Source organism: Actinomadura rugatobispora (assembly GCF_042656285.1).
Lineage (GTDB): Bacteria > Actinomycetota > Actinomycetes > Streptosporangiales > Streptosporangiaceae > Spirillospora > Spirillospora rugatobispora.
Map to the genome: position 1 here is coordinate 152,409 of NZ_JBHSON010000004.1, position 18,069 is coordinate 170,477.

The 18,069-nt window shown below is 70.7% G+C and carries 29 protein-coding genes; 23 read left to right on the top strand and 6 right to left on the bottom strand.

What is annotated here, in order from left to right; translation table 11 throughout:
* Window positions 1-3 precede the first annotated feature (3 nt).
* The 11 genes from ACFPZN_RS04055 to ACFPZN_RS04105 are packed head-to-tail and all read left to right on the top strand — an operon-like array spanning window position 4 to window position 5,155.
* Complete coding sequence (locus ACFPZN_RS04055) at window positions 4-273, top strand: hypothetical protein (RefSeq protein WP_378280244.1); 270 nt, start codon at window positions 4-6, stop codon at window positions 271-273.
* Window positions 266-1,018, top strand: coding sequence for a DNA-methyltransferase (locus ACFPZN_RS04060; RefSeq protein ID WP_378280245.1), 753 nt, complete (start codon window positions 266-268; stop codon window positions 1,016-1,018). The genes ACFPZN_RS04055 and ACFPZN_RS04060 overlap by 8 nt, the downstream gene beginning before the upstream one ends.
* On the top strand, window positions 1,015-1,200 hold the full coding sequence (locus tag ACFPZN_RS04065) for a hypothetical protein (protein WP_378280247.1): 186 nt from the start codon (window positions 1,015-1,017) through the stop codon (window positions 1,198-1,200). The genes ACFPZN_RS04060 and ACFPZN_RS04065 overlap by 4 nt, the downstream gene beginning before the upstream one ends.
* Window positions 1,197-1,619 (top strand): hypothetical protein, encoded by a 423-nt coding sequence (locus ACFPZN_RS04070; protein WP_378280249.1) that lies wholly within the window; start codon window positions 1,197-1,199, stop codon window positions 1,617-1,619. Before ACFPZN_RS04065 ends, ACFPZN_RS04070 begins: the two co-directional genes overlap by 4 nt.
* Entirely contained in the window at window positions 1,616-2,482 is an 867-nt protein-coding gene (locus ACFPZN_RS04075) for a hypothetical protein (protein WP_378280251.1), read from the top strand. The genes ACFPZN_RS04070 and ACFPZN_RS04075 overlap by 4 nt, the downstream gene beginning before the upstream one ends.
* A complete protein-coding gene (locus ACFPZN_RS04080) occupies window positions 2,479-2,757 on the top strand; it encodes a hypothetical protein (protein WP_378280253.1) in 279 nt (92 codons plus the stop codon). Before ACFPZN_RS04075 ends, ACFPZN_RS04080 begins: the two co-directional genes overlap by 4 nt.
* A complete protein-coding gene (locus tag ACFPZN_RS04085) occupies window positions 2,754-3,587 on the top strand; it encodes a DNA adenine methylase (RefSeq protein ID WP_378280255.1) in 834 nt (277 codons plus the stop codon). The genes ACFPZN_RS04080 and ACFPZN_RS04085 overlap by 4 nt, the downstream gene beginning before the upstream one ends.
* Entirely contained in the window at window positions 3,584-3,802 is a 219-nt protein-coding gene (locus ACFPZN_RS04090; RefSeq protein WP_378280256.1) for a hypothetical protein, read from the top strand. The genes ACFPZN_RS04085 and ACFPZN_RS04090 overlap by 4 nt, the downstream gene beginning before the upstream one ends.
* A complete protein-coding gene (locus tag ACFPZN_RS04095) occupies window positions 3,784-4,317 on the top strand; it encodes a hypothetical protein (RefSeq protein WP_378280258.1) in 534 nt (177 codons plus the stop codon). Before ACFPZN_RS04090 ends, ACFPZN_RS04095 begins: the two co-directional genes overlap by 19 nt.
* Window positions 4,317-4,625 (top strand): hypothetical protein, encoded by a 309-nt coding sequence (locus ACFPZN_RS04100; protein WP_378280260.1) that lies wholly within the window; start codon window positions 4,317-4,319, stop codon window positions 4,623-4,625. The genes ACFPZN_RS04095 and ACFPZN_RS04100 overlap by 1 nt, the downstream gene beginning before the upstream one ends.
* Window positions 4,622-5,155 (top strand): hypothetical protein, encoded by a 534-nt coding sequence (locus tag ACFPZN_RS04105; RefSeq protein ID WP_378280262.1) that lies wholly within the window; start codon window positions 4,622-4,624, stop codon window positions 5,153-5,155. Before ACFPZN_RS04100 ends, ACFPZN_RS04105 begins: the two co-directional genes overlap by 4 nt.
* 11 nt (window positions 5,156-5,166) lie before the next feature.
* Here ACFPZN_RS04105 and ACFPZN_RS04110 read toward each other — a convergent pair whose 3' ends face one another.
* Window positions 5,167-5,376 (bottom strand): hypothetical protein, encoded by a 210-nt coding sequence (locus ACFPZN_RS04110; protein ID WP_378280264.1) that lies wholly within the window; start codon window positions 5,374-5,376, stop codon window positions 5,167-5,169.
* A gap of 159 nt (window positions 5,377-5,535) precedes the next feature.
* On the opposite strand from ACFPZN_RS04110, the gene ACFPZN_RS04115 reads away from it, so the two are divergent.
* The 11 genes from ACFPZN_RS04115 to ACFPZN_RS04165 all read left to right on the top strand — a co-directional run bounded on the left by ACFPZN_RS04115 (window position 5,536) and on the right by ACFPZN_RS04165 (window position 14,270).
* Window positions 5,536-5,850 carry a hypothetical protein gene (locus ACFPZN_RS04115; RefSeq protein ID WP_378280266.1) on the top strand — a complete coding sequence of 105 codons (315 nt, stop codon included), beginning with the start codon at window positions 5,536-5,538 and terminating at the stop codon, window positions 5,848-5,850.
* A complete protein-coding gene (locus tag ACFPZN_RS04120; RefSeq protein WP_378280268.1) occupies window positions 5,850-6,410 on the top strand; it encodes a hypothetical protein in 561 nt (186 codons plus the stop codon). Before ACFPZN_RS04115 ends, ACFPZN_RS04120 begins: the two co-directional genes overlap by 1 nt.
* The gene (locus tag ACFPZN_RS04125) at window positions 6,407-7,204 is read left to right on the top strand and encodes a hypothetical protein (RefSeq protein ID WP_378280269.1); all 798 of its coding nucleotides are present in this window, start codon (window positions 6,407-6,409) and stop codon (window positions 7,202-7,204) included. The genes ACFPZN_RS04120 and ACFPZN_RS04125 overlap by 4 nt, the downstream gene beginning before the upstream one ends.
* A gap of 23 nt (window positions 7,205-7,227) precedes the next feature.
* Window positions 7,228-7,797, top strand: a complete 570-nt coding sequence (locus ACFPZN_RS04130; protein ID WP_378280271.1) for a hypothetical protein — start codon at window positions 7,228-7,230, stop codon at window positions 7,795-7,797.
* A 95-nt stretch (window positions 7,798-7,892) separates the two neighbouring features.
* Window positions 7,893-10,574 (top strand): phage/plasmid primase, P4 family, encoded by a 2,682-nt coding sequence (locus ACFPZN_RS04135; RefSeq protein WP_378280273.1) that lies wholly within the window; start codon window positions 7,893-7,895, stop codon window positions 10,572-10,574.
* A 439-nt stretch (window positions 10,575-11,013) separates the two neighbouring features.
* Window positions 11,014-11,388 (top strand): hypothetical protein, encoded by a 375-nt coding sequence (locus ACFPZN_RS04140; RefSeq protein ID WP_378280275.1) that lies wholly within the window; start codon window positions 11,014-11,016, stop codon window positions 11,386-11,388.
* Window positions 11,389-11,402: 14 nt separating this feature from the next.
* Complete coding sequence (locus ACFPZN_RS04145; RefSeq protein ID WP_378280277.1) at window positions 11,403-11,714, top strand: hypothetical protein; 312 nt, start codon at window positions 11,403-11,405, stop codon at window positions 11,712-11,714.
* 152 nt (window positions 11,715-11,866) lie between these two features.
* Window positions 11,867-12,322: a hypothetical protein gene (locus ACFPZN_RS04150; protein ID WP_378280278.1), complete on the top strand. Its 456-nt coding sequence runs from the start codon at window positions 11,867-11,869 to the stop codon at window positions 12,320-12,322.
* Entirely contained in the window at window positions 12,319-12,762 is a 444-nt protein-coding gene (locus tag ACFPZN_RS04155) for a hypothetical protein (protein ID WP_378280280.1), read from the top strand. Before ACFPZN_RS04150 ends, ACFPZN_RS04155 begins: the two co-directional genes overlap by 4 nt.
* Before the next feature lie 256 nt (window positions 12,763-13,018).
* Window positions 13,019-13,405 (top strand): hypothetical protein, encoded by a 387-nt coding sequence (locus ACFPZN_RS04160; RefSeq protein ID WP_378280282.1) that lies wholly within the window; start codon window positions 13,019-13,021, stop codon window positions 13,403-13,405.
* A 34-nt stretch (window positions 13,406-13,439) separates the two neighbouring features.
* Window positions 13,440-14,270: a hypothetical protein gene (locus ACFPZN_RS04165; protein ID WP_378280284.1), complete on the top strand. Its 831-nt coding sequence runs from the start codon at window positions 13,440-13,442 to the stop codon at window positions 14,268-14,270.
* 7 nt (window positions 14,271-14,277) lie between these two features.
* Here ACFPZN_RS04165 and ACFPZN_RS04170 read toward each other — a convergent pair whose 3' ends face one another.
* From ACFPZN_RS04170 to ACFPZN_RS04180, 3 genes are read right to left on the bottom strand one after another with little or no spacing between them, the layout of a single operon-like run.
* The gene (locus tag ACFPZN_RS04170) at window positions 14,278-14,820 is read right to left on the bottom strand and encodes a GNAT family N-acetyltransferase (protein WP_378280286.1); all 543 of its coding nucleotides are present in this window, start codon (window positions 14,818-14,820) and stop codon (window positions 14,278-14,280) included.
* 12 nt (window positions 14,821-14,832) lie between these two features.
* Window positions 14,833-15,807, bottom strand: coding sequence for an MvdC/MvdD family ATP grasp protein (locus ACFPZN_RS04175; RefSeq protein WP_378280288.1), 975 nt, complete (start codon window positions 15,805-15,807; stop codon window positions 14,833-14,835).
* 3 nt (window positions 15,808-15,810) lie between these two features.
* Window positions 15,811-16,050 carry a hypothetical protein gene (locus ACFPZN_RS04180; protein WP_378280290.1) on the bottom strand — a complete coding sequence of 80 codons (240 nt, stop codon included), beginning with the start codon at window positions 16,048-16,050 and terminating at the stop codon, window positions 15,811-15,813.
* Window positions 16,051-16,244: 194 nt separating this feature from the next.
* On the opposite strand from ACFPZN_RS04180, the gene ACFPZN_RS04185 reads away from it, so the two are divergent.
* The gene (locus ACFPZN_RS04185; RefSeq protein WP_378280292.1) at window positions 16,245-17,549 is read left to right on the top strand and encodes a helix-turn-helix domain-containing protein; all 1,305 of its coding nucleotides are present in this window, start codon (window positions 16,245-16,247) and stop codon (window positions 17,547-17,549) included.
* 15 nt (window positions 17,550-17,564) lie between these two features.
* Here the strand turns inward: ACFPZN_RS04185 and ACFPZN_RS04190 are convergent, their stop codons facing one another.
* Both ACFPZN_RS04190 and ACFPZN_RS04195 read right to left on the bottom strand, forming a co-directional pair.
* Entirely contained in the window at window positions 17,565-17,807 is a 243-nt protein-coding gene (locus ACFPZN_RS04190; protein WP_378280294.1) for a hypothetical protein, read from the bottom strand.
* A gap of 31 nt (window positions 17,808-17,838) precedes the next feature.
* Window positions 17,839-18,063, bottom strand: a complete 225-nt coding sequence (locus ACFPZN_RS04195) for a helix-turn-helix transcriptional regulator (protein WP_378280295.1) — start codon at window positions 18,061-18,063, stop codon at window positions 17,839-17,841.
* Window positions 18,064-18,069: the final 6 nt, after the last annotated feature.

Here is an 18,069-nt window from a genome sequence, read left to right on the forward strand (position 1 = left end):
ACGATGACGCCACGGGAATGGGTCGCCGCCTTCCTGGCCAGTGACGACGAGCTCCGCGAGATCCAGGCGCGGCAGGCCATGGAACAGAACCGCGAGGTCGTTCGGCTCCGCAACGAGCGGGACGAGGCCCGCGCCGAACTGGTGGCCCAGGCCGTCCGGTGGACCGAGCACTTCGACCGCGCCGCCGCCGAACGCCGCAAGGTCGAACGCGACCGGGACGCCGCCCTCGCCGAACTCGCCCGGCTCCGCAGGGGCGGTGGGACTGATGGCTGAGCCCTACTGGAACGGGGGCGACGTCCAGCTGTACGTGGGCGACAGCCGGGAGATCCTGCCCGACCTCGGCATCACCGCCGACCTGATCGTGGCCGACCCGCCGTACGCCGAGACCTCCCTGACGTGGGACCGGTGGCCCGGCAACTGGCCGCTCCTCGTCCGTGAAGCCGCCCGGTCGATGTGGTGCTTCGGGTCGATGCGCATGTTCCTGGAGCGTGGCCACGAATTCACCGGCGCGGGCTGGAAGCTCAGCCAGGACGTCATCTGGGAGAAGCACAACGGCAGCGGGTTCGCCGCCGACCGGTTCAAGCGGGTCCACGAGACCGTCACGCACTGGTACCGGGGCGACTGGCGCGACCTGCACCACGAGGTGCCCCGCGTGCCGCACCTCGGCCCCGACGAGACACGCCCCACCAAGCGGCGCTCACAGCCCGCCCACACCGGAACCGTCGCGGCGCGCGGGTGGAGCGACGACGGTACCCGCATGGCCCGCACGGTGTTGCGGATCCGTTCCGCCCACCACCGCGCCATCCACCCCACCGAGAAGCCCGTCGAGCTGCTGGACCTGCTGATCCGGTACGCCTGCCCGCCCGGCGGCATGGTGGTCGACCCGTTCGCCGGGTCCGGCTCCACCCTGGAGGCCGCCCGCCTCACCGGCCGCAAGGCGATCGGCATCGAGGCCCACGAACCCTACGCCGAAGCCGCCGCCCGCCGCCTCGCACAAGCCCCGCTGGGGGCGTCGTGACCGGGCTCCACTTCGCCGTCGCCGTGCTCGCCGCCCTGGGACTGGTGGCCGCCTACGCGGTCATCGCCTGGCGGCGGGCCGGCGACACCCTCACCCGCATCACCGGCACCGGCCCGCTCTACGACGACTGCGGCTGCTCCGACGGCCGCTCCTACGGCGCCACCGGGAGGCGACCCGAATGAGCAAACGCCAGCTCCAGCCGTGCGGCACCCACGCCGCCTACGTCCGCCACAAGTACCGCGGCGAACCCATCGACGACGCATGCGAGGCCGCGCACCGCGCCTACTGCGCTGCCTGGGCCCGCAAGGCACGCGACCGGTACCCCACGGCCACGTGCACCGCCTGCGAACGCGAGCGGCTGATTCTGCGCTACGGCTGGTGCCAGTCGTGCGTTTCCCGCTGGCAGCAGGCCGGACGCCCCGACACCGGGCCACCGCCGCTCCGCCGCATGACCAGCACCCGCGCCGTCGAACTACGCGAGGACTTCACCTGGCTCCTGGAGACCGGCGAGTCCGTCGAGATGGCCGCCGAGCGCCTCGGTATCGCAGCCGGCACCGCCCGCGACTGGCACCAGCGGTGGCGGAAGGAGGCTGCGGCATGACCGCCCGCATCTGCTCCAACTGCGACAATCCCCGCCAGCCCAGCACCGGCGGCCACGGCTGGTGCAGCACCTGCTACCACCGCTGGTACCGCGCCGGCGCCCACGAAGGAGAACCACCGCCGCCCCCACGCCACGGCCCCGAGCACTCCGCCATGCTGCGCGAGGAGGTCGTCTGGCTCGTCGAGGGCGGCACCTCGGTCGCCGATGCCGCAGCCCGCGTCGGCATCACCGTCGACACCGCCCGCGCCTACATCCCGCCGACCGCGCCCCCGGCCGAGTGCGCGCACGACGGCTGCACGGCCACGGCCGTCCACCGCAAGTGGTGCACTGACCACAAGGACGTGCGCCGCCTCTACCAGGAGTTGCGCGCCGGAGGCGTGGGCCGCCACGACGCCGCCCGCCGCATCGGCGTCGGGATCTCCAGGACCTACGTGTGGGAGCCCGGCCAGCGCGGCCAGGGGCGTCCACCGGCCCCGTGCGGCACCGACGCCGCCTACCACCGGCACCGCCGCAACGGCGAACCCATCGACAAGGCGTGCCGCACAGCGCACTCCGCCCGGGTCGCCACCTACATCAAGACCTCCACACCGGTGCCGTGCACCGCATGCGGCGAGCCGCGGCCCCTTGGCACCGGAGGGCACGGCTACTGCATCGCCTGCTACGGGCGCTGGCACGCCGCCGGGAAACCAGAGACGGGACCACCGCCGCCGAGCAAGGGCCCGGCCGCCTCCGTCGAACTCCGCGAGGAGTACTTCTGGCTCCGCGACGGCGGCGAGAGCATCCCCGAGGCCGCCCGCCGGGTCGGCATCAAGCCCAGCACCGCCGACACCTGGGAACGCAAGCGCAAGGCGGGCGCCCTGTGACCGCCACCGACCGGCCCGGTCCGCCCCCGAGCTCTCACGGGGACGGACAGGGCGCCCCCTGGGACATCACCGGCAACGAAGCCCCGCTCACCACCGCCGACATCACCGCGATCCTCCAGACCGCCTACCCGCCCCGCGCCGGGCACATCCGCTGGACCCGCGCCGAGCAGCTCATCCGCGACCACACCACCCCGCAGTCACGCGCGGCGATCCTGGCCTGGGCCGACCGGCAGCGCGTCCCCGTCCAGGACGCCCTGTTCGAGGAGGTCGCATGAAACCGCCCCTGGCCTACTACGGCGCCAAGGTCACCATCGCCCAGCAGATCGCCGCGCTCTTCCCCGACCACGAGCACTACGTCGAACCCTTCGCCGGGTCCCTGGCCGTCCTGCTCGCCAAGCGCCCATCCCGCATGGAGACCGTCAACGACCTCGACTCCCGGCTCATGGCCTTCTGGCGCATCCTCCGCGACCGGCCCGCCGACCTGCAGCGCGTCTGCGCCCTCACCCCGCACGCCCGCGCCGAACACATCGAGGCCTACCAGCCCGTCCCCGACGACCACCCCGACCCACAGCTCGAGGAAGCCCGCCGCGTCTGGGTCCTGCTCTCCCAGGGCCGCGGCGGCACCCTCCGCCGCACCGGCTGGCGGTTCTACATCGACCCCGCCGGGTCCGTCACCTCCATGCCCGGCTACCTGAACGGCTACCTCGACCGAATGGCGGCCGCCGCCGAACGCCTCGCCCGCGTCTCCCTCGAATGCCGCCCCGCCCTCGAAGTCCTCGAGGCCTACGGCGCCCAGCCCGACGTGCTCATGTATGTCGACCCGCCCTACCTCGGCTCCACCCGGGCGCGGAACTACCGGCACGAGATGGGCTCCGACGCCGAGCACCGCGAACTGGCCGCGGCCCTCGAGGCCTGCCGCGCCACCGTGATCCTGTCCGGCTACCACTCCCCGCTGTACGACGACCTGTACGCCGGCTGGCACCGCCACGAGATCCACACCGGCACCGGGCAGGCCAACCAGTGGTCCCCGCGCACCGAGGTGCTGTGGTCCAACCGGCCGTTCCCCGTCGCCGACGGCCTGTTCGACACGGCGGTGATCGCATGACCGCCCACTCCACCGGCACCGGCCACCTCCCCCAACTGGCCGCCGTCTCCTGGGCCTGCACCTGCGGCCACGCCCACGTCCTGGACTACGGGCCGTCCGCGCCACCCGACTGGGCCCTGCGCGTCGCCGCCGCACAAGCCCACACCCACACCACCATCGCCAGCCTTCGCGCCCTCACACGCCCCCTGGAGACCCGATGCAACCCCGAGTCATAGGGCTGGACCTCAGCCTCGCCGCCACCGGCATCGCCCGCGTCGACGGCAGCCTGGACATCATCACCACCGGGCCGGGCGACCACCTGGGCGACCAGCGCGACCGGCTCCGCCACATCACCGACGAGGTCATCGCCCGCACCAAAGCCGGGCTGTTCGAGGGACCCCACCTCGCCGTCATCGAGGGCCCGTCCTACAACTCCCGCGGCGCCGGCACCTGGGACCGCGCCGGGCTGTGGTGGCTGGTCGTCGACCGCCTGTTCCACGAGTGCGTCCCGGTCGCCGTTGTTCCGCCCGCCGCCCTCAAGCGCTACGCCACCGGCCGCGGCAACGCCACCAAGGCCGACATGCGCCTCGCCCTCTACCAGCGCGAACACCGCGACGTCCGCGACGACAACATGGTCGACGCCCGCTGGCTCGCCCTCATGGGCCTGGACTGGCTCGGCTTCTCGCCCATCCTCCTGCCCAAGACCCACCGCGACGCCATGACCAAGATCGACTGGCCGGAGGTGGCGTGATGGCCAAGCGCACCATCACCTGCCGCTGCTGCGGCCGACCCGGCCCCCACCGCGGCCACGGCTACCGCGAAGCCTGTTACCGCCGCTGGGCGGCGGCCGGCCGCCCCGCCTCCGGCCCGCCCATGCCCCGCGAACCCTCCGAATGCCCGCCCCGCCCCGGGCACAACGCCGCCGCAGCCCGCCAGCAGTACAAGGAACTGCGCGAGGCCGGGCAGACCCGACTCGAAGCCGCCGCGCAGATCGGCATCTCCTTCACCACCTCCTGGCGCTACGAAGCATGGCTCCGGGACGAGGTGATGAGCCGATGACCCCCACCAGCCCGACCCGCACCAACGCCGGCATGCGCACCGACCTCGAACAATCCGGCCGCCACCTCCTCGCCGGAACCGGCACCACCTACGGCCACGCCGAACCCGACGACCGAGAGCGCGCCCACCTGCTCATCCGGCGTCTCGCCAACCGGCACCAGTGCACCGCGCCCGCGGCCGTGAGCGCCCTGGTGTGCCTCGCGCTCGGCGCCGGACCCGTCGCCAGTGCTGCGCTCTGGCCGGCCGCCGTAGCCCTTCTCAAGCCCGGCTCCATGTGCGAGCGGCCCGCCCGGCACGCCTCCGACGTCACCGATGCCCTCATGGCGCTGCGCGTCCTCGGTCTGGTCGAAGACGCCTGCCCCCAGGTGCACCGCGACTTCCGCGGCAGGAAGATCCGCACCGCGACCTGCCCCGTCTGCAGGCGCACCAAGAAGATCGGCCGCACCGGCAACCTGCACAAGCACGACCGCGGTGACGGGACTCCCTGCCCTGGTGGGGGAAAGCGGCCCGCCGAGGGGAGTGCGGCGTGATGGCTCAGACCTCAGTCGTCGCCGGTGGGCAGCAGCAGCCGGCGCACATGCTCGCGGGTATACCCGGTCTCTTCGACCAGCTCAACCTGCCGGACGCCGGCGTCACGAGCCGCACGGAGCGTCTCTCGCAGATGCTCGTGAGCCTCGTCGAGCCGCCGCTGAGCGGTCTTGCGGCGTCGTACGGCGTTCCGGACGTCGTTCATCGCCTGCTCCTGATCCACGGGGTCATGTTCGCACACACGGATGTGGCCACCCGAAGGGTACCTCACGAAAGCCACTTGCATGTGGCCACATCGATGTGGCATAACTGTGATGCGACGCCCCCGCAACACCACGTCTCGCACAGCAGCCAGCAGCCAAACAGCAACGGAGTCGCCCTCATGACCGACGCCCACATCGACCTGCCCGGCGACCTCGCCGGATGGGTCGCCATCCTCCGGCAGTGCCGCACCAAGCGCGCCGAACTCGACCAAGTCGAAGCCGCCGCTCGCGAGAAGATCCAGGACGCCCTCGGCGACCAGACCGAAGGCCGCATCGACGGCAAGCCCGTGGTGCGCTGGACCCACACCGCCCCGGCCCGCCGCCTCGACAAGAAGGCCCTGACTGCGGACCACCCGGACCTGGTGGAGAAGTACACGGTCATCGGTGAGCCGGGCCGCCGCTTCACCCTCCTCGACCCCGAGGACGGCGCCTAATGGACGCCCGCACCGCGCTCGCCTGCCCGTACTACGCGGGAACCGGCGACCTGAAATGCGCGTCCGGATGCCGCACCGAGCCCGCTTGCGTCACCGAGGAACCGACCGACGGATGGAAAGTCCCGGAGGCGTCCGCGGTGAACGACGCGCTCGCCTACGAGAAGCTCATCGGCCGCCACATCACCGTCACCTACGCCGACGGTCGTGGACTCTCCGGGATCCTCCTCGACATCGACAAGGCGGACACCCCCGACAAGGCCGTCCTGGTCATCAACACGATCGGGGGCATGGCGGGAGCGCCGGTCAGCATCATCACCGAGGTCACCGAGAGCAGCTCCACGCCGGTCATCCCGCCGCGCAAGCACATCAGCCGGGACCCGATCACGCTCACCCTCCCGCACAACCAGGTCGCCTTCCTCGCCGACCTCGTCGGTGGCACCGGCGACTTCATCTGGGGGCACCTCTCTAAGCACCACGACGTCACCGACGTCGGGGCTCTCTACGACGCGCTCAATGAAGCCACCTCCGCCAATGGCTCCGCCGAGGGCGGCGAATCATGAGCGACCTGCACGCCGAGCTCCTCCGCGTCGTCGAAAACGCCATCACCAACCACCCGCGCAGCCTGCAGAAGCGCATCGGCCCGAGCGAGATCGGCGACCCCTGCGCCCGCAAGATCGCCTACAAGCTCGCAGGCATGGGCGAGGTCAACCCCCGGCGCAACGTCCCCTGGAAGCCCACCGTCGGCACCGCCGTTCACGCATGGCTCGAAGAGGTCTTCCACCTGGCCAACAAGGACCTCCCCACCTGGGCCGTCGGCGACAACCGTTACTGGTGCGAAGTCCGCGTCGACGTCGGCGAGATCCTCGGCGAGACCATCACCGGTTCCTGCGACCTGTTCGTCGGCGACCCCGCCAACCCGGCCATCGGCGGCACCGTCGTCGACTACAAGATCGTCGGCGACGACCAGCTTCGCAAATACCGCAGCCAGGGCCCCGGCGACCAGTACCGCGCCCAGGCCCACCTGTACGGACGCGGCTGGACCCGCCGCGGCGCCCGCGTCGACCACGTCGCTGTCTGGTTCTTCCCCCGCAACCAGGAACTCCGCCAGAACTACTTCTGGACCGAGCCCTACGACGAGCAGGTCGCCGTCGACGCCCTCACCCGCGCCGAAGGCATCGCCAAACTCACCGGCCAGCTCGGCACCGCAGCCGCGGCCCTCCTCCCGGCCACAGAGAACTGGTGCACCTACTGCACCTACTTCAAGCCCGGCAGCACCGACCCGTCGGCCGGCTGCCCCGGCGTCATCGACGCCACCACCCCATCCCCATCCCTCGCGGCACTCATCGCGAAATAGCACAGCAAAGGAGAAGCACCAGCATGACCACGGCAAATGACTTCCTCATGGCGGGCGGAACCACCTCCGCGAAGTTCCCCGCCATTGGCACCACCGTCACCGGCACCATCGCCCGCGAGCCGGAAGTCCAGCAGCAGAAGGACTTCCAGTCCGGCGAGCTGAAGTACTGGAACGACGGCAAGCCCATGCAGCAGCTCATGATCGTCCTGGCCACCGATGAGCGCGACCCCTCGGTGCCCGACGACGACGGCGAGCGCGCCGTCTACGTCAAGGGCCAGATGCAGAAGGCCGTCAAGGAGGCCATCCGCAAGTCCAGCGCCTCAGGGATCGCGGTCGGCGGCACCCTGACGATCACTTACACCGCCGACGGCGAGGCCAAGCGCGGCTTCAACCCGCCCAAGGTTTACACGGCCACCTACGCCCCGCCCAGCGCCGCCACCGACTTCCTCAACAGCGGCAACAGCCAGGAGCAGCAGCCCGCCGCCCCGCAGGCGGCCCCCGCTCCGGCCGCGCCCGCGGGCGTCACCCCCGAAGCCCTCGCCGCCCTCGCCCAGCTCACCCCCGAGCAGAAGGCCGCCCTCGGCATCGGCTGACGCCCCGGCCACAACTCCACGACCCCGGCCCCGCCACCAGCCTCCCCGGTGGCGGGGCCACACCCGACCACAACCATGTGACACGCGAGGTGCAAGTGACCGACCAGCCCGCCCCCCGGACCGAAGCCCTGCTCAACGCAGCGCAGGCGCTCGCCGCAGCGGGCTGCTCCACCGTCCCCGCACGCACAGACGGCAGCAAAGCCCCAGCCGCGTTCTGGAAGACCTACCAAACCCAGCGCGCCGACCCCGACCAGCTCAACCGCTGGTTCACCACCGGCGCCTTCGACGGCCTCGGCATCATCACCGGACAGATCTCCGCCCCCGGCGGCGCCTACCTGGAGATGCTCGAACTCGAAGGCCGCGCCGTCCACGAGCACCTCATCGAAACCTACGCCCAGGCCCTCACCGACCACGGCCAGGAAGAGCTGTGGACCCGGATCACCGGCGGCTACCTCGAAACCACACCCTCCGGCGGCCTCCACATCCTCTACCGCGTCACCGCCGACCAGCCCCGCGGAAACACCAAGCTCGCCCGCCGCCCCTCAACCAGCGACGAACTCACCGCCTGGAAGACCACCCAACAGGCCGGCATCGATACCGAACCTGACCCGCAGATCCGGGCCCGGCGGCAAGCCGCGCTCGACAACATCACCCGCGGAGAGCAGGTCCCCCAAGTCCTCATCGAAACCCGCGGCGAAGGCGGCTTCGTCATCGTCGCCCCCTCCGGCGGACACACCCACCCCAGCGGCCAGCCCTGGGTACTCCTCGTCGGCGGACCCGCCACGATCGCGACCATCACCGAAGAAGAACGCGACACCCTCCACGCCCTCGCCACGCTGCTCGACACCCTCCCCGCCCCCGAACCCCCAGCCGCGCCCCAGCGCTCCCCAACAGGCCCACGGGACGCCGATGAAGACCGGCTCCGCCCCGGGGACGACTTCAACGCCAAGGCGACCTGGAGCGAGATCCTGGAGCCGCACGGGTGGCGCCGCACCCGCAGCTACGGCGACGCCACCGGCTGGTGCCGCCCCGGCAAAAGCGGCCCGCACGTCTCCGCCACCACCGGCCGCTCCGGCACCGACAACCTGTACGTCTTCTCCTCCTCGACCATCTTCGACACCGAAGAGCCCTATTCGAAATTCGCGGCATACGCGCTGCTCGAACACGCCGGGGACTACGCGGCGGCCGCCAGGGCGCTCGCTGCCCAGGGGTACGGGGACCCGCTCCCGCACGGCGACGAGGACCTCCACGAACTCATCGCCGACTACCAGCCGCAGATCAACGGGCCCTTCACCCCCGCCAACCCGCGGCCGAGCATCGAGGGAAACCTCGCCACCGTCCACGAACTCCACCCCGGCGCCCGCCCCGACACCGCCCACCTCGCCACCACCGGCACCACCTACCGGTACTCCGACGACCGCCTCGCCCTCACCCTCGTCGCCCAGTTCGGAGACCGCATCCGCTACTGCCCCGACCGCGGCAACTGGCTCGCCTGGAACGGCACCCGATGGAACTGGTGCGAACGCGGCGGCGGCCCCGTCCGCGAATACGCCAAACAAGTCGGCCGCTCCCTCCCCGAAGACGCACGCCCCGACATCTCCTTCAAACAACGCGCCCTGTCCGCGGCCGGCGTCACCGCCGCCCTCGCCCTCGCCCAAACCGACCCCCACATCGTCGTTGGCATGAACGACATCGACAGTCACCCCTGGGAACTCAACACACCCGGCGGCATCGTCGACCTCCGCACCGGCAAACTCGGCCCACCCGACCCCGAACGACTCCACACCCGCATCACCCTGTGCACCCCCGACCCCGCCGCAGACCCATCCGCCTGGCACACCTTCCTCCACGTCACCTTCGGCGGCGACGACACCCTCACCACCTACCTGCAACGCCTCATGGGCTACTCGGCCACCGGCTACATCGGCCCCCACGTCCTCCCCTTCTCCTGGGGATCAGGAGGCAACGGCAAAGGCGTCTTCCTCGAAACCAGCCAGCACATCCTCGGCGACTACGCCACCACCGCCCCCGTCGGATTCCTCATGGCCTCCCAGTTCCAAGGCCACGAAACCGAGATCGCCCGGCTCGCAGGCGCCCGCATGGTGCTGTGCTCGGAGGTCAACGAAGACGACCGCTTCGACGAAGCCAAAGTGAAACAGCTCACCGGCGGCGACACCCTCACCGCCCGGTTCATGCGCCAAGACCACTTCACCTTCGAACCCACCCACCATCTGTGGCTCATGGGCAACCACCAGCCATCCGTGCAATCGGGCGGCCGGGCGTTCTGGAGGCGCCTGCGGCTGATCCCCTTCACACACGAAGTCCCCGACGACCAGATCATCGACGACCTCCAAGGAATCCTCACCCGCGACCACGGCCCCGCCATTCTGAACTGGATCGTCCAAGGCGCCGCCATGTTCGCCGACCAAGGACTCAAACCCGAACCGGAAAGCGTCACCGCCGCCACCGAGAACTACAAGAAAGAACAGGACACCGTCGCCCGATTCGTCGAAGAGTGCTGCCGGGTCGGCGGTGGCGAACAAGTCCAGATCAAGGTCGCGATCGTGCGGGACGCCTACGAACGGTGGTGCACCGCGGTCGGTGAGAAGCCGGTGTCGGCCAAGAAGCTCACCCAGGAGCTGTCCAAGCACGGTGCAGGCCGCGGCCGCGGGCCGGGCGGGGGAGCGCGGGTCTACAGCAACCTCACCGTCATGTCGGTCGAGGGCGACGACGAGGGCGGCGATGGGGCGCGTTCGGATGAGGGGTGGTTCCGATGACCAACCGCTGTTACCTGTCCGTTATATATAACGGGATGTGTGACAGATGTGCGGACCACATCTGTCACGGGGTCTCACCTGCGAAAACACCCCGAATATCACTCTCTGTTATGACAGATCGAAATCGCATCTGTCATGGGTCTGACCTGGGAAAACTCCATGATCGTGACAGATGTGACAGGTTTCAGCCCCCTATTCCACCCACGTGCGCGCACACGCGCACGCACGCACACGCGCGGCTCGGGAACCCGGAACAACCTGTCACCTGTCACAGACCACCCCTCCAGACAGGTGAAACGCCAGGTCAAGCCCCTGTGACAGATCCGCCGAGAGCCCTTCACATCTGTCACAGCGCCACCCCGAATATCACGGCAAGGTCACGGCGACACCCGACGCAGACACAGCCTGTGGAAAACCTGTGGAAGACCGGGGGCTGGTCATGACCATCCCCACCTGGCTCCTCCGCACCCGAGGCGACGTCTTCCGCACCGCCGCCCTCCGCACCTGCCCCCACTGCCACCACCCGATCCTCACCGGACTCGACGACGACACCGCCGCCCGCAGCGTCCGAGCCGACCCCACCCCCATCACACCCCTCGGCGAAACCCTTGCTCTCCTCGCCGGCCGCGCCACCTTCGACCTCCAAGCCGTCTACGGCCGGCGGGAAATGTGGCGCCGCGACCAATGGCACATCCAGAGCGCCCGCAGATGGCCCGTGCTCCCCGAACACCGATGCGGACAGCCCCTCAACGACCACATGGAGAAAAGCCCACAGCGGCGCCGGTACGTGTGCCCGACCGAACCGCCCTTCTGAGAAAGGAAAAGCGAATGAGCGTCACCGTCATCCTCACCTTCGACACCACCCACTCCAAGGAATGGGTCCTGCGCTCGGTCATGGAAGCCGTCGGCGCCCTCAACGACCACGCCCCCAGCAGAGTCCACGCCTACACCGACGACGAGATCGACCAGGGCCCGGCAGTGCAGATGGTTGTCATGCCCGAGGCCGACGGTCTTGCGACGGCCAGCGGCCCGGTTTTCGTGAATGCCACCGAACGCGCCGACGAGCTCGCCCGCAACACCGGCGGGCTCGTGGTCGACCTGCCCGTTGGGGCCGACCACCGCAAGGGGAGCGGGCGGTGAAGGGCGCCGTGACCAGCGACCCCATCGACTGCAAGCGCTGCGACCAACCCCATCCACGGTGCTCAGGCCACAACAAGCAGGGCGCCCCGTGCATGCGGTGGCCGAAGCGCGGGGCGAAGGTGTGTCCGCGCCATGGGGGGCATGCGCCTCAGGTGCGGGCGAAGGCGGCGCAGCGTGTCGCCGAGGAGCGTGTCCGCCAGCTCGCGGACCGGTATCAGCCGGCGGCGGCGCCGGTGGCTGATCCGCTTCTGGCGTTGCTGACCCTGGCTGGTGAGATCTCGACCTTCAAGGACTTCATCGGCGGCCAGGTCGCGGAGCTGCGCGCGGAGTCGTGGCGGTACGAGGGCGCGCAGGCGGAGCAGCTGCGCGCGGAGATCGCCTTGTATGAGCGGGCCTTGGATCGCACGGCGCGGGTGCTGGTGGACATCAACCGTCTGGACCTGGAGGCGAGGTTGGCGGCGGTGTTTGAGCGGGTGGCGCCGATGGTGGTGGCTCTGGTGGAGGGGCTGCTCTCGGATGCGGACCTGAATCTGTCGGAGGGGCAGCGGGAGCGGGGGCGGCGTCTGGTGGAGGCGCGGCTGGTGGAGTTGACGCGGGGGGTGGCATGAGCTACGTCCCGGAGTCGACCATGCGGCGCTGCGACGTCCCAGGCTGCCCGGCCGAGTACGACGCCACCACCGGGCCGGAGGGGCAAACGGCCGAGCGGCATTGGCTGCACCACAAGACGTTCGACATGTGCACCGACGCCTACGAGTGCGACGACCCCGCCACCATCTGCACGCACCCCGTCACCGACGACCTCAGCGGAGCCCCCAAGGCGCTCGCCGACGCCGTGCTGCGCGTCATCCAGGACGACCTGCTGCACACCGAGGTCACCGCCACCGAGCGGGCCGACCTTGCCGAAGGACGGCTCCAGCAGGCCGAGGCCGCGATCGAGCGGGTGCGGCGCCTATGCAACCTGACCATCGCCTCCTCTTGCCGCGTCCAGGCCATCGACCAGGCCCGCGACACCCTCACCGTCCTCGACCAGCCGAAGGAGATGCCGTGAGCGGCGACCTCCGCTCCAAAGTCATGACCCCCGGCCACTGCACCTTCTGCGGCAGACCCGCCGAACGCGGCCTATCAGGCGCCTGGTGGCACACCGAACAGTCCTGCAACCCCAGCTACACCATCGTCCCCGCCGGCGCAGTCCCTGCCGGGCCCCTGGGATTCGCCGCGCAGTGGCCGCCCAGCTTCAAGCCCGGCCAGTACGAAGGCCCAGGCCCCATCGACACGACACAGCAGACCACCAGAGAGAACCGGTAATGGGCACCAACTACTACACCCGCGCCCCTGCCTGCGAAAACGCATGCGCGCACTGCTCCCGGGAGCAGTACATCCACCTCGGCAAGGTATCCGCCGGCTGGCGTTTCCTCCACCGCGCCTACCGCGACCACCAGCCCGATGGCATCGACTGGCCTGTCAACGATCGCCCCTCCTGGCTCAGGCTTGTGTCACTCGGTCCCATCGAAGACGAGTACGGCCAGGAGTTGAGCAGGGCCGAGTTCCTCGCCCGGATCGACTCCATGCAGGGCGGTATCGCTCGCGATTCGGCGCGGGCCCGCGATCTGTGTGGGCCCGGCTATGACGCCGGGCTCCGGAACGACTTCACATCCGAGGGCTACGACTTCTGCGACTCGGACTTCTCATGAGACCGCACGCGGCCACCACTGAAGGGGGCAACTGATGGAGCGACGCACTGACATCTGCCCGGGGCGAGAGAATGCCCCCTACGTCGAAGCGTGGAACGCCTATGACGTCGACCATGCGGCATGGCTGGAAGCATGCGACAAGGCCCTCCAGGAGGCTGGACTGCCGCTCGTAGTTCTCCCCGAAGGGTCGGACAAGCGTGCCGCCCTCATGGCACCTCTGAGGCTTCCTGAACCGCCCGAGGCGCCGGACCTGCCGTGCACCATCGGGAACCCCGTCTGGTGCTCACGCTGCCAGGCCAACATCCTCCGCGCCCTCCGCGGCCTCGACGACCTCGCCTCCAACCTCGAATCCTGGCAAGACGGCCACCGCGGCGCCCACTCCGGCGAACGCGTCTCCCGCCGCACCACCGGCCCCGCCTCCGCCTCACCCGTCGCCGACACCCTCGACCAGTTCTATGGCGAACTCGTCGACGTCGAAGACGAATGGCGTCAGCAGCGCGGCTACGAGCCCAGGCCCCGCCGGGCCCGCGACGGCCGCGCACGCCGGCTCACCCTCGCGTTCCTCATCAGCGAAGCCGGCGACCTGCTCGCCGACCCCGAACGCGTCACGTTCGCGCGGCGCCTCCTGCACTGGGAGCGGCTCCTGCACGGCCTGGCCCGCTCCGAGCCGGTGGTGCGCAGGCTGCCCGGCCGGTGCCCACGGTGCCGGTTCGTCAACACCCTCCAGACCAGGGAGGACGGGTACATCCGGTGCCGGAACGAGAAGTGCGGGCGGCTCCTCAGCGAGGAGGAGTACGAGGAGTTGGTGGAGTCGCCGGATGCTGGGCTGGTGGCGGAGTCTCGGGGGGAGAGGCAGGCGTCCTGACCGGACGTCAGGTGTGCAGCGTGTAGACCGCCCGGCCCCGCTCCTCACGCACCAACACACCACCCACCCGCTCCACCGTCACCCGCGCCCCCGCATGGTCCACCGGGCACACCACCGTCGGAGCGTCCAAACCCTTGGCGCGCAGCCGAGGCAGCGCATCCCGCAGCAGCTCGGCGCCGAGCCCCTCCCCGCGCCGGGAGGGGCGGATCGACACCCACACCTGCCCGCCACGCCCCTCCAACGCAGGGACGAGGTAGTGCCGCATGCACAGCCGCCCCAACATCCGCGGCGGCCCGTCCGGTGCGGTCTCGCACCACCACAGCTCCATCCCCGCTGCACCCGGACGCACGCCGGGCCGCGGGAAGCACCCCGTGCCGATGCCCTCGACGAGGCGGGCGAAGTCCCCGTTCTCCAGGTCGCGGAGCGTCAGCCCGTCGGCGTCCGGGCGGCCATCCCCGGACGCGTAATCCCGCTGCGCATCCAAGAACGCGGCGCGAAGCTCAACGCTCGGAGCGAGGAACGTACGCACGGTCATCGTCATCGTCGGCATGCCTCCACCCTGTCACCGACCGTGCACGATTCCGAGCGATGCCAGTGCTTCGTTACCTGAAAGAGGGGTCAGGAGCCGTTCGGTGATCGCGTCGGTGATGGCCAGCCCCGACTGGATCTCCACGAACCCGTACATCCCGGTGGGGTTGATCTCCAGGAAGACCCAGCCGCCCGAAGAGTCGATGAAGTCGAACGCGCCGTACTCCAGGCCGAAGTGCCGCATGAACGCGTGCACACCTGCGGCGATGTGCTCGGGGACCGGCACCGGGATGAACGCCAACTGGTCCTGGATCGGGCGCCAGTCGATTAGGTCGGCCGGGCACCCGGTGATCCGGACGGCGAACATGCGATTGCCGACCACGGTGAGCCGGACGCTGGGCCCTGCGACGACGGGCTGGAAGCACGACGCAGCCCCCAGGTGGTCGGGGAGCGCGGCCGGATCCACAGCGCCCGCGGTGACCATCGCATCCTCGTCGGCGCCCTGCGCATGCGCGGCCTTGTAGAGGACCGGACGTCCGCCCGCCCAGTCGGCTACGCCGGCGCCGCTGGTGGTGATGAGCGTGTCCGGCACTTCCAACCCGCACCCGCGGGCCGCGAGAAGCTGGCCCGGCTTGTGCCCGGCCGCCGCCGCGGCAAAAGGGTGGTTGACCCAGCGGACCGGCAGGGTGGACAGCACGCCGTGCAGGGCAAGAGCATCCTCGCGCGCCGCCCACGCACGGGCCGCAGGATCACCGATGTCGGGATGCCCGCTGGCCGCGCCGGGCCAGCGCCACAGCACGCCCGTCACCTCCTCCAGCCGGGCGGCACGGTGCTCATCCCCGACCAGGCCCCGCCACCGAGCCCCGTCCAACCGCGCGTCCATCCGGAGGCGTGCGGTGCCCGGGTCGAGGCGGACGACGGTGGCGTCGCGCTGGTGGAGGGCGTGCACGATCAGGTCGGTGGTGTGATCGTCGTGGTCGGTGAGGATGAGCACCGTGCCGCCGGACATGGGTCAGCCTCCGTCGTCGGTCTTGTTGTCGTTGGCGGTCGTGCCCCACGTCACCGTGTAGGCGCGCAGCAGCTCGGGCTGAGCGGCCAAGGGCCGGCCGCCGGCGAGGGTCTGCTGCTGGTGCGGGCAGTAGGTCAGGTCGGGCGGCGCCTGGGTGAAGGCGGGCGCGAGCCGCACCTGGTGCGACAGCCCGTAGGGCACCAGCGCCTGGGCGCTGGGCGGGGCGGTGTGGACGTCGAGCACGAGGCTCTCCTTCCGGTTCGGCGGCGCCCTGAGTGAGCGCCGTTGGCCGCCACTCAACCCCCGCACCGGGCCGAAACCGCTGATCATGTGCAGGACTCGCACCCCCATGCAGAACCTGCAAATCACGCTGTGCAACCAGCCGGTGACGCCGTACCTTGGGGTCAACCCCTTCGCGCGCCCCCGAGGGAGCCGTGATGCACCCAGACTTCTGGCGTGCCCCACCCGTCCGCGCACTCCTCGCCGCGCGCGACATCGGCGGCACCATCCGCCTCGCCCGCGAACGCCACGGCTGGAAACAAGCCGACCTCGCCCGCCGCGCCGGCTACTCGGCGTCCACCATCTCCCGGTTAGAGAACAACCTCGCCGCGGGCATCGACCTGGTGAAGATCCGCGCCGTGTGCGACGCCGTCGCAATGCCCGCGCAGATTGTCGGTGAGCTGCTCGGCCTCGACCAGCCTGGCGGGACTACGGTGGTCGGGACCGTGGCTCCCGTGGCACTGGAGGATCCGATGCGCCGCCGCACTCTCATCGCCGCCGCGGGCCTGGCCGTCCCGCTCTCCCTCGCCCCACTCGACGAGGCCCTGGCGCTGCTCCCCGATGCCGGGCCGGCCACGCTTCAGCAGGTCACGCGGCGGCTCGTCCGTGCCCGCCAGCAGTGGGACAACGGCGAGCTCATCACGCTGATCGACGAGCTGCCCGCGCTCCTCGCGTCCGCGCACCACGCCGCCGAGCTCAGCCAGGAGCCCAGCGGTTGGGCGCTGATCGCCGCCTGCTACGACCTGGCCGCCGAAGCGCTCAACAAAGTCGGCGCGGCCCCCCAATCGCGTATCACCGCCGATCGCGCGGTCCTGTACGCCGCCCGGTCCGAGGATCCGGTTGCGATGGCCTCGGCCGCGCGCACTCTCGGCATAGTGCTGCGCCACGAGGGCCGCCACGAGCTGGCCGAGCGCGTCACCCTCCAGGCCGCCGGCCGAGTCGCCGACGCCGGGCTGGGGACCGCCGCGCTGGCTGCCACCTATGCGCAGATGCTGTGCACCAGCGCCTACAACGCCGCGCTCGCCGACGATCGCGACCGCGCCCTGGACATGATCGCCGAAGCCAAGGGAGCCGCCCGGCGACTGCCCACCCGGCCAGGCCAGGCACCGGGCGCTGCGCGGTTCCGGATCGACGCCCCCCAGGTCGACCTGTACGAGGTCGGCGTGCGGTGGGCGCTCGGCGACGCAGGCCACGCCCTGGCCGCCGGCCGACACCTCCAGCCCGGCATGTTCCCGACCCCGGAGCGCCGCGCGAGGTTGCACACCGACATGGCCCGTGCCGAGTGGCAGCGTGGCCACGCCGAGCAGGCGGTGCGGCGGCTGTTGGCCGCTCACGCCCAGGCGCCGGCCGAGATGGGCGGCCGCCCGGCGATCCGCGCCATGGCTGTTGAGGTGGTGGCGCGGCATCCGAGGGTGTCGGGGGTGCGTGAGCTGGCTGCGATTGTGGGGCGGGGCCGGGCGTAGGGCAGAGCTCGACGATCAGGTTGCGCCGTCGGGCCGCTGCCTCCTGCCCGCGGCCGAGTCGATCGCGAGCTTCTGGAGGATGTCCGACACCGGTGTCCCCGTCTCCTGTGATGCGTAGTCCAGCAGCCACCGGGCGATCTGGAAACCGGCGGAGAAGGCGGCGCTCCCGTCGCCTCTCGTCGTGAGGTCTGCGAGTGCGAGTTCCGTGGCTTCGATCGCCTCGTCGCCTTCCGCGGCGGCCGTCAGCATCGCGATCATCACCTCGCGGTACTCGCCCGGTGTCCTCAACCTAGGCATCGGACTGCTCTTGGAGGTCCGTGCGCGCCCCCTGCCCCGGGCGCTCGTGGTTGAGGATCGTGGCTGGCTTCCAGACGGGGGAGCGGCCGAACAGTTTGTCCTCCTTGGGGAGCTCGCCGCGGGTGCGGTAGCGGCGGGCTGAGGCGTATTTGATGCCGTAGTGGTCGGCGACGTCCTGGAGGGTCCAGTAGTCGGCTTCGGGGTCGGGCTTGCTCACGGCGGC